Below are 6,462 nucleotides of genomic sequence, written 5' to 3'. Positions count from 1 at the left end.
GGCAGGGACACTGCTTGTACGTCACGCCCGCCAGCGCCGAGGTACTGGGGCGCCAGCCTGGCGAAATGATCGGCAAGTCGTGGCGGGATCTGGGCTTGCCACGCGCGTTGTGCGTGAGCTTGAGCCGCTATGCGGCTGAGGCGATGGCGACAGGGCGGCCGATTCGCGAGATGCTCGAGGTGAGCGTCGGCGGCAGCGGGGTACGTTACGTGGCATGCCACGTGGACCCCGTGCCCTACGGTGAGGACGGTGCCAAGGTGGTCGTGGTGGATTTGCGCGATCCGAATCGCCAAGCGGAAGTCGTGCGCGATCTCGAGCTTGCGCGAACTGTGACCGAATGCGTGCCGGTTGGCATGGCGACGGTGCGAATTCCGGATTGGTATGTGCTTTATGCCAACGACGCCTGTCGCGCCATGTTCTCCGAGCGCGTCGAAGACATTACCGGTCACAGCTTGGTCGGGCGATTCGAGCGCCCGGGTGATCCCACGCGGCTTATGCGGTTGCTCATGGATTGTGAGGAATTCCGCAATATGGAGGTGCCGCTGGTTCATCAAAACGGTGAGCGCGTCTGGACTTTGGTCTCGGGCAGGCTCGCGGCGCAGCGAAGCGGCAGTGCGGCGGTGCTCATCTTCAACAAGATCAGCGAACGTCAGCAATTGCGCGAGTTGGCAAGCTATGACCCACTCACCGGTTTACCCAATCGCAACCATTTGTGGGAGCAGCTCGGACTCGCCATTCGGCGTGCAAGCCGCGGCGGCCACTTGGTGGGCGTGCTGTTCGTCGACCTCGACGGCTTCAAGCAGGTGAACGATTCGTACGGCCACCAGAGCGGAGACCACTTGTTGAGGACGCTGGCTCGGCGAATTTCCAGATCCGTGCGCGGCTACGATACCGTGGCCCGGATGGGTGGGGATGAGTTCGTCGTGGTCCTCGAGCGCCTCAACGAGCGCGCCCAGGCTGAGCAGGTTGCCAAGCACATTATGCGCATACTCAGCGAGCCGGTGGAGCTGGGGGGCAACGGCGTCGTAACGATCAGTGCGAGCATCGGTATTGCCATCTACCCCACCGACGGCGATACCAGCGAAGAGCTGATTCAACAATCCGACATTGCCATGTACCAGGCAAAACGGTCCGGTCCCGGCCGTATTCAGTTGAACGCGCCGAATAACGCCTGCGGTTACTGCGCTTAGGCCGACACGCCTTCCCCGCGAAAAGCATCGTCGGCCCCGACATCCGCGGGGACATACACGGCGATGGCGTTTGGGAGCACATGAAATTCCGCCGGCGTGTGGGTGGTGAGCTCTCCGTCGGCACTGACGGGCATGCGCTTTCGGGTGCGGATCTCCAGGCTCTGAACGCGGCGGTGCCACACTCGCCGGTGTTCGAGGTGACGGCCGCGGAGTAAGCCGGGTATCAGGCCGACGAGCTCCCAGAGAGCAAAGGGTTCCAGGTGCCACACGTCGAGCGCGTGATCATCGATACGCGCGTCGTGGGCCACGGCTAGGCCGCCGCCGAAATGCCGGCCATTACCGACTGTGATCTGTGAACAGCGGGCTTTGTGGGTGCGTCCGTTCTCCCGGATTTCGGCCCGAAACGAAGACCGGTTGCGCAATGCCGTGAAGGCCGCTCTCGCATAACCCAATACTCCCCAGCGCTGCTTGATCTCGGCTGAAAGCTCACGCGCCAGTGTGACGCCAAATCCGATGTGCGCCACATTGAAAAAGTAATGGCCATTGACACAGCCCAGATCGATGCGGTGCAGCTCGCCTTTGGCAATCACCTCGCATGCCTCCAGCGGATCGAGCGGGATGCCCAGCGTTCGGGCGAGATCATTGGCAGTACCCAGCGGCAGAATCCCCAATGGCAGGTGGCTATCGAGCAGTGCCTCGGCGGCTGCATTCAAAGTCCCGTCACCACCGCCGACAATGACGCGGTCACATTCACGTTCATGATTTTGAATCAGTTGCGCAATCGATTGTTGGTTCCCGGGAAACATCGTTTTCACCGCGAGGCCGCATTCGTTGAGCCGCCTAGTGAGCGCGGCGAGGTCCGTCTGACCACTGCGACTGCGGGGATTGACGATCAGCAGCGCCCGTCCCGAGTTCATCATGCAATCCTCCCGATCGTTTGGCGGTGGGAATCCAAGGCGCGCTCGAGCGCGAGCAAACAGGTCAGCAATTGCATGGCTAGGTACTCCCACCGAATGTTTGCTCTCGAAGCCCTTCATTCGCGCGGCGGGGTTTTGCCACCCGATGCCGGAAAGACGCCGCGAGGATGCGCGGCGGTGTTGGGTAGAAAAAAGAGCCCTCGCTACCGAAACGGTACGAGGGCAAAGCAGGCTCGAGGAGGTGAGGTTGTTGGCCTCGCCCATTTCATTCGCAATATCGGTGCCAATCGCGATAAGCGCACGGACTCAGCCAACGAAGGCGGGCGCCCGGTGCGGCTGGTAATCTGGACGTCACCCCCGGACGACGCTGGCATTGCAGCTGACCCGAGGGTGCCGTTCACGGGGAAGCGGTGCTTGTCCCGAGCGCAAGTCGTGCTCTAGCGACACAGGCCTGCGCCAGCGCGGAAAACACGCGGCGTCGCCGGCGCGCGGCCGACGCGATTTGCCCGGGAAGCAGCGATCATGACCTTTGAGCGGCCCCGTTTGGCTGGCGGCAGTACTCGCGGTAATTGCCTGCCGAGCAGCGGGTCGGTGATGCCTGCACGGCGTGCTTACGCGCCGTCGCGGTAAACGGCGTTCGCCGCTGCCACGCTGGCACCGCATTCCAGGCGCATTCCTTGATCGAGCAGACAGCGCTCCAGAGCGGCCAGGAAGAGTAAAACGTGGCTTGCGGTGCTCGCCTCACCCATCAGACCGATGCGCCAGGTACGTCCTTTCATCGGGCCCAGCCCACCACCGATTTCGATGCCGTACTCACGGAGCAACTGCGAGCGCACGGCGGCATCCTCGACACCCTCGGGGACCCACACCGCATTGAGCATGGGCAGCTGTTGGCCTTCGGCCACCGAGTATTCAATCCCCAATGCGTGCAAGCCTGCCTTGAGTGCTCGGTGATTGCCCATATGACGGGTGAAGCGCTCCTCCAAGCCTTCCTCCAATACCACGCGTAACGCTTCGTGCAAGCCGTAGTTCGCGTTGATGGGGGCGGTATGGTGATACGCTCGCGAGTCCCCCCAGTAATTGCGCACCATGGTCATGTCCAGATACCAGCTCGCGACTTTCGACTCGCGACGTTCGATGACCTCCAGGGCGCGCGGACCGAAGGTGACCGGCGCCAGGCCGGGAGGGCAGCTCAAGCATTTCTGAGTCCCGCTGTAGACGGCGTCCAACTCCCAACGGTCGACCTCGACCGGCACGCCGCCGAGCGAAGTGACGCAATCGGCGAGCAACAGCGCGCCGCTGGCATGGACGGCGCGGGCGATCTCCTCCAACGGCTGCCAGGCCCCGGTTGAGGTTTCGGCGTGCACGATGCCTACAACCTTGGGTTTCACGCGTTGCACCGCCTCGCTGATCTCCTCAACGGTGAAAATTTCCCCGAACTCTCGCTCGAGTGTCGTCACTTCGGCGCCCGCGCGGGCAGCGACATCGCTCATGCGCCCGCCGAACACGCCGTTGACGCACACCAGCATGCGATCACCGGGTTCAATCAGGTTGACGACACAGGCTTCCATACCCGAGCTGCCCGTGCCGCTCACGGCCAGGGTCAGCTCGTTTTCCGTTTGGAAAAGCTCGCGCAGCATCGCCTGCAGTTCGTTCATTACCTGAAGGAAGTAGGGATCCAGATGGCCGATTGTGGGGCGTGCGAGCGCCGCCAATACCCGCGGATGCGTGTCGCTGGGTCCCGGTCCCATCAGGATTCGCCGAGGTACGTCGATTGGAGCAGGAATAGCGTAGGCCATGCGTTTCCTCTTTAATTTCTGCGGTCGGATTCGATTGAAATTGCTGCTGGAGCGATTGGGCTACACAGCATACCGAAAATCCCAAACACTCAGCATCTTCAACTGATGACGAATCGGAGGCGGGTTCGGCTAAGAGCGCTAGGGTAGGCTGGAACGGCTCGCGCGGGAAGAGGCTGCGCCGGTCGGGCATGCAGCGCGGCGCTTGCGAGATGAGCGTCCGCAAAGAACGCGGCTCTCCGGCGGCGGCCAGGTGTTAATGTGCTCACACGGACGCTCGGGCCAAAAACCGCCGGTAAATTCCCGCGCTCAATGCATGCTGTTGCTCATGCGTTAGGCGTGAGGAACGCCAGGCTAGGGTTCGACGCTTTTCATGTCCCGCACGGCCGGCCCATGGAGCAGGCGGCCGTCCCGCCGGAATCGTGAGCCGTGGCACGGGCAGTCCCAGGTCTGCTCGGCGGCGTTCCAGCCGAGCAAGCATCCAAGATGCGGGCAACGCGGCGAGAACATATGCAATGCGCCCGCGGGGTCTTTATAAGCGGCGACCAAGCGCCCGTGGTGGCGAACGAGGCCGCCCTGCGCGCGCCCCAATTCGCTTGCGTTGCGGGCGCGTAAAGTCTCGAACCGGCCTTGGAGAAACTCCCGTGCCACGTGTGCGTTACCCATGCCAAAGCGGCGCGCGGCGGTCCGCGGCGCCCAGCGGCGGGGGCTGAATGCCGCGGCGAGGTGGTCGTGCTCACCGCCGCCGAGAATGCGCTCAGCCAATATCCGTGCCGCCGCGACACCGTTGCTAAGCCCCCAGGCGGAAAAACCCGTGGCGAGGAAAATCCGCTCGTCGCGAGCGAGCGGTCCCACGAACGGCAGCCGGTCCATGGAGTCGTAATCCTCGTTGGACCACCAGCACAGCTCCTCTTTGACGTCAAAGCGGCTCTGAACGTATGCGCGCAGTGCGTTGTAGTGCTCGGCCACGTCGCCGCGTCCGGGACGAAAGCCTCCGCCCGTGGCGATGAGCACGGTTGAATCCCCGTCGCGGAAAGCGCGAACCGAAAAGCTCGGTGTTTCGGCACTGCTGATGAACATCCCTCCGGGCACCGTCGCTTGCCCGATACGCGCGGCCAATACGACATGCGCGCGGGGGTAGACTTTGGTGAAATACAAGCCCCGGATCGGGAACGGGATGTTGGTGGCGATCACCACGTCCCGGCCGGTGAGGATTCCCCTGTCGGTGGTCACCCGATGAGGGCTCGCCGCCTCGATATCGAGTGCTCGGGTCATCTCGAAAATCATCGAGCCGTCGCCGGGGATCGTCTGCGCAAGACCGCGCAGATAGCGCTGCGGATGCAATTGAAACTGATCGTCGAGGCGCACGGCGCCGGCGATCGCAAACGGCAACGGCGCTTCCTCCACAAATCGTACCGGCAGACCGACTCGCCGCGCGGCATCCGCCTCCGCACGGATCTTATCCAGTCCCTGTCCGGACTCGCTGTGCGTGAACGCCGGCACGCGCTCGAGCGCGCAATCGATGCCGTAGTGCTCGACCCGCTCGACGACATGTTGCAACGCCTCCTGGTTGGCTTCGGCGTAGAGTCGGGCGGTACGCTCACCGTGCTCGCGGATCAGATCCGCATAAATGAGGCCGTGCAGCGCCGTGAGCTTAGCCGTGGAGCGGCCGGTCACCTGCGTGCCCACGTGCAGCGCGTCGACGACGGCCACCCGTTTGCCGGCGCGCTTGAGGATCTCCGCCAGGGTGATTCCCACGATCCCGGCCCCCACGATGACCACGTCCGCGGATGCGGCGCCCGCCAGGGGCGTGAAGCGGGTTCTCGGCGCATCCTCATCCCAGAATGTCTGGTGTGGCGAGACGAACGTATCCATTGAGCATCTCCTGCATTCCGGCAGAGACTCGCTCGCGGGCGATGGAGGCAGTGCCGGTACCCGCGGTTTCGCCTTTCCTGTTCGTGCCCGTAAGCTGTGATTGTCCCGTCGTGATCCAGTGAATTTGACTTCCCGCCCCATCAGCCGGTTCCGTGCGTTGCGAATGCGCCGATCTCTGGCCTGGCACGGCGTTATTCCCGCCGGGAAGCCTCACAATAAGAAGGCTCGGCACAATCGGTCCGTTGGCTTGCAAAAGCGCACGCTTCGTTGCCGGTTTCCAATCAGCGTTTGCCAGTTTGACGCAAAAGAGCCAATGCACGACGCATCAACGTCGTTGGAAAAAGCCGGGAGCGAGACGCGGCAGGCGCGGACAATCCAGATGTCGCTAGAAAAAGAGATCCGCGGGCCTAAGCCTACAGGGGCCGGCGGATCAGTTGCCGGCTGTTGACGGGGGGGCGAACTCGCCGGCAAACCGGTGCATTGGCGGGATGCGCGAGAGGTATTGTCGCGCGTTCGATGTGCTCTGCGAAAAGCGGGAGGTGCCGGGCCACGAATCCTTGTTTGGTGTCGAGGGCTCGTCGCTGTATGGCTCGCACTGCCGTCACCTTAGATCAGTAGTATCGAGGGTAAGCCGCGTGAGTTGCCGGCATGTGTGCTGGGGGCGCGCCGCATGAAACCATGAAG

4 protein-coding genes are annotated in these 6,462 nt (G+C 63.1%); 1 reads left to right on the top strand and 3 read right to left on the bottom strand.

Translation table 11 applies throughout. The features are described 5' to 3' along the window. Positions 1–1,190 (top strand): diguanylate cyclase domain-containing protein (locus tag AC52Q4_RS16155; RefSeq protein WP_495537827.1); only part of this gene is annotated, 1,190 nt, incomplete at its 5' end. Here the strand turns inward: AC52Q4_RS16155 and AC52Q4_RS16150 are convergent. From AC52Q4_RS16150 to AC52Q4_RS16140, 3 genes are all read right to left on the bottom strand, one after another. Then, positions 1,187–2,110: a lipid kinase gene (locus tag AC52Q4_RS16150; protein WP_495537826.1), complete on the bottom strand. Its 924-nt coding sequence runs from the start codon at positions 2,108–2,110 to the stop codon at positions 1,187–1,189. The two genes, AC52Q4_RS16155 and AC52Q4_RS16150, sit on opposite strands and share 4 nt — an antisense overlap. Before the next feature lie 608 nt (positions 2,111–2,718). Beyond that, complete coding sequence (locus AC52Q4_RS16145) at positions 2,719–3,858, bottom strand: pyridoxal-phosphate-dependent aminotransferase family protein (RefSeq protein ID WP_495537825.1); 1,140 nt, start codon at positions 3,856–3,858, stop codon at positions 2,719–2,721. A gap of 399 nt (positions 3,859–4,257) precedes the next feature. Then, positions 4,258–5,778, bottom strand: coding sequence for an FAD-dependent oxidoreductase (locus AC52Q4_RS16140; RefSeq protein ID WP_495537824.1), 1,521 nt, complete (start codon positions 5,776–5,778; stop codon positions 4,258–4,260). Between the last annotated feature and the right edge of the window lie 684 nt (positions 5,779–6,462).

Source organism: Nitrococcus sp., from assembly GCF_059432795.1.
This window is presented reverse-complemented; position numbering and strand designations above follow the sequence as displayed.

What these genes read in the sequence shown, in the direction of transcription:
- AC52Q4_RS16150 (WP_495537826.1), bottom strand. Translation starts at nt 2,110, where the DNA reads ATGATGAACTCGGGACGGGCGCTGCTGATCGTCAATCCCCGCAGTCGC.
- AC52Q4_RS16145 (WP_495537825.1), bottom strand. Translation starts at nt 3,858, where the DNA reads ATGGGACCGGGACCCAGCGACACGCATCCGCGGGTATTGGCGGCGCTC.
- AC52Q4_RS16140 (WP_495537824.1), bottom strand. Translation starts at nt 5,778, where the DNA reads ATGGATACGTTCGTCTCGCCACACCAGACATTCTGGGATGAGGATGCG.